This is a genomic window from Kitasatospora sp. NPDC004799 (assembly GCF_040609095.1).
In the GTDB taxonomy this organism is placed as follows: Bacteria; Actinomycetota; Actinomycetes; order Streptomycetales; family Streptomycetaceae; genus Kitasatospora.
This window is the reverse complement of the sequence record NZ_JBEXJK010000622.1, coordinates 1-3,233: the sequence shown is the minus strand read 5'-3', so window position 1 is coordinate 3,233 and position 3,233 is coordinate 1. Positions and strand designations below refer to the sequence as shown.

The following is a 3,233-nucleotide window of genomic DNA, read 5'->3' as shown; positions in this document are numbered from 1 at the left end:
CCACCACCAGCACCGGGTCGCCGGCCGCCGCGCCGGCCGCGCCGCGCGCCGCGTCGCCGGTCCGCTGTCCGAGCCGGGCCAGCGCGAGCGCGTACGCCTCCATCGGCCGTTCGCCGGGGGTCAGCAGCGCCACCGGGACACCGGCTCCGGATGCGGCTCCGGCTCCGGCTCCGGCTCGGCCGGCCGGAACACCGCCGAGCCGCGCCAGCAGACCGGCTCTGACCAGCGAGGACTTGCCCGCCCCGGACGGCCCGGAGAGGACCACCAGCCGCCGCTGGGCCAGCAGCGCGACCAGCCGCTCCAGCAGCACCTCGCGGCCGAAGAAGCGCTCGGCGTCCACCGCCTCGAACGCCGCCGCCCCCGGGTAGGGGGCCCGTCCGACGTCCTGGGCGCGCCGCCGGGCGGCGGTGTCGGCGGCCAGTTCGGCGGCGAGCAGCTGCCAGCGGTGCCGCCACTCCCGCACGTCCCCGCCGCAGGCCTGCACGTAGCCGAGGGTGACGGCGAGGCTGGGCAGCCGCCGGCCGCCCGCGGCGACCGACAGGCTGGCCGCCGAGCAGTGCGCCCGGAGGGCGAGTTGACGGTACGGCGGACTTCCCGCGCGCGCCCGCAGGGCCCGCAGATCACCCGCGAAGCGCAGCAGCGGCCCGTCCCCGGGATCCAGCGGACTTTCCCGACGCGGCACGACGGCCCCCCTTCTCCGTTGATTCGGTGTTCTGAATCGCTGTTCTCGAACCCAGGGGTTCCCACCCGTCACACGCGCCGCGCGTGTCCCGTGCCGATCCCCCCCGGTGATTCATCATGCACAGCACCATTGGCGTCAAACAATGGTGCGTGCGGGTCGGTTGTTCCGAGTTGATGTTCAATGTCCAGCCGTACGGCGCCGAACAAAGCCGGTGGGATAGAACCGGAACCCGCAGCCCTCGCTGACTTCGGAGATGTCCATGAAGTTCACGCGGTACTGCCGTTCCCTCCTGTCCACACCTGCGATGGCGGTGGAGCGGTACACCAAGAGCCACCAGTCCGGGGCCGACATCGCCATGGTCGATCTGGAGGATTCGGTCCCACCCGCCCGAAAGGAGGAGGCCCGTCGGCTCGCGGAGGAGTTCTTCGCGCTGCCGTCCACCAAGCTCGCGCGCAGCGCGGTACGCATCAACACCCTTTCCGGACCGGACGGTCTGCGCGACCTGATCGCCATCGCCCGGTACCGGGTCAAGCCGGACCTGGTGCTGATCCCGATGGCCGAGTCCCCCCGGGACATCGAGATCGCCGCCGGCGCGCTCGGCGCGGACTGCCCGGAGACGGAGTTCCTGGCCGTCGTGGAGACCCCGCTGGGCATCGAGCACGCGCCCGCCATCGCGGCCGCCGGGCACCGGCTGCGCGGGCTGGTCTTCGGCTCGGCGGACTACACCTTCGCGGTCGGCGCCCGGCTCTCCTGGGAGGCCCTGGCCCACGCCCGCGCCCGGGTGGTCAACAGCGCCCGCGGCGCGGGCGTGGAGGCGATGGACGCCCCGTTCTTCGAGGTCACCGACCTCGCCGGACTGCGCCGGGAGGCCGGGCTCGCCCGGGACTTCGGGTTCAGCGGCAAGATCGCCGTCCACCCGCGCCAACTCGCGCTGATCAACGAGACGTTCAGCCCGGACGAGGAACTGCTGGAGCGCGCCCGCCGGGTGGTCGCGGCGGGCCTGGAGACCGGCCGCTCGGTCACCGTCGTGGACGGGGTGATGGTCGGCATGCCGTTCTTCGAGGCCTCCCAGCGCCTGATCGAGCAGTTCGACCCGGCCCGGCCCGACGTCCCGCCGCAGCCCCACGTCCCGTCCCAGCCCGGCGTCCCGTCCCAGCCCCGCGGTTCGCACCACCCTCAGGGCGACTCGCCCACCGACATCCCGACCATGACGGAGAAGTGACGATGACCGAAGACACCATCCTCGGCCCGCGCCGGTACCGCAACGCCGAGGCCATGCTGGCCGCCGCCGACCCGGTGTGGCAGGCGGCCGCCGCCAACGGCCTGATCGGCATCACCGCGGACTCGGAGTCCAACAACCGGCTGATCGTCCGCGAGACCGGCCACGAGTTCGCCAACATGGTCTCCTGCTCGTACCTGGGCCTGAACAACCACCCCGCGGTCCTGGCCGGTGCGGTGGACGCGCTGACCGAGACCCGCGGCACCTCGCTGGTCCTCTCCACCACCCGGATCCGGCACAACCTGCTGGTGCGACTGGAGGAGGAGCTGGGCGAGCTGTTCGGCGCCCACATCCTGCCGGGCGCGTCCTGTACCACGCTCACCGCCGGCATCCTGCCGCTGATCGCCTCCGGCCACCTGGACGGCACCTGTCAGGGCGGCGGCGGGCCCCGGGTGATGGTCTTCGACCGCTTCTGCCACTTCTGCATGGCGTACATGAAGCCGGTCTGCGCGGACGAGTCGTTGGTGCTGACCTGTCCGCACAACGACCTGAACTACCTCGAGGACATCTGCCGCAAGTACCCGCGGGTCGCCTACGTAGCCGACGGCGCCTACTCGATGGGCGGCACCGCGGCCCTCGACGGACTGCTCGAACTCCAGGACCGCTACGGGCTGTTCCTCTACATCGACGACTCCCACTCGCTGTCCATCGCGGGCGAGCGCGGCGAGGGCTACGTCCGCTCCCGGCTGGAGATGAACCCGCTGACGGTGATCACCGCGAGCCTCGGCAAGGCCTTCGGCACCAGCGGCGGCGTCGCGATGCTCGGCAACCGCGAGCAGTTCGAGTTCCTGCACCGGCACGCCGGCCCGATCGGCTGGTCGCAGAACATCCCGCTGCCGATGGTCGGCGCCTCGCTGGCCAGCGCGGCCATCCACCGCTCCCCCGAACTGGGCGAGCTCCAGGCGAAACTGGCCCGCAACATCGAGCTCTTCGACGAGCTGCTGCCGACCACCTTCGCGGGCAACGGCCTGCCGGTGCGCCGGGTCGACGTCGGGGAGGGCGAGCGCGCGGTCAAGCTCTCCGCCCAGCTCTTCGAACGCGGCTTCTACAGCTCGGCGGTGTTCTTCCCGATCGTGCCCAAGGGCGAGGCCGGGCTCCGGCTGATGCTGCGCGCCGACATGGACGAGCAGCTGATCCGCGAGTTCGCCGGGCACGTCAAGGAACTCACCGCCGACCTCTAGAGATCGTCTTCAAAGATCAGATCCAGAGCAGGATTGAGGCGATGGTGACGGCGGCCTGGTAGGACTCGCGGGTCTTGTCGTATCTGGTGGC

The 3,233-nt window shown here is 71.7% G+C and carries 2 protein-coding genes and 1 pseudogene; 2 read left to right on the top strand and 1 reads right to left on the bottom strand.

The window, feature by feature from the left end:
• Positions 1 to 682: pseudogene (locus ABZW03_RS39025) on the bottom strand (XRE family transcriptional regulator); the annotation flags it as partial.
• A gap of 259 nt (positions 683 to 941) precedes the next feature.
• On the opposite strand from ABZW03_RS39025, the gene ABZW03_RS39020 reads away from it, so the two are divergent.
• Positions 942 to 1,904 carry a CoA ester lyase gene (locus tag ABZW03_RS39020; RefSeq protein ID WP_355269346.1) on the top strand — a complete coding sequence of 321 codons (963 nt, stop codon included), beginning with the start codon at positions 942 to 944 and terminating at the stop codon, positions 1,902 to 1,904.
• A 2-nt stretch (positions 1,905 to 1,906) separates the two neighbouring features.
• A complete protein-coding gene (locus ABZW03_RS39015) occupies positions 1,907 to 3,142 on the top strand; it encodes an aminotransferase class I/II-fold pyridoxal phosphate-dependent enzyme (RefSeq protein ID WP_355269345.1) in 1,236 nt (411 codons plus the stop codon).
• Positions 3,143 to 3,233 lie beyond the last annotated feature (91 nt).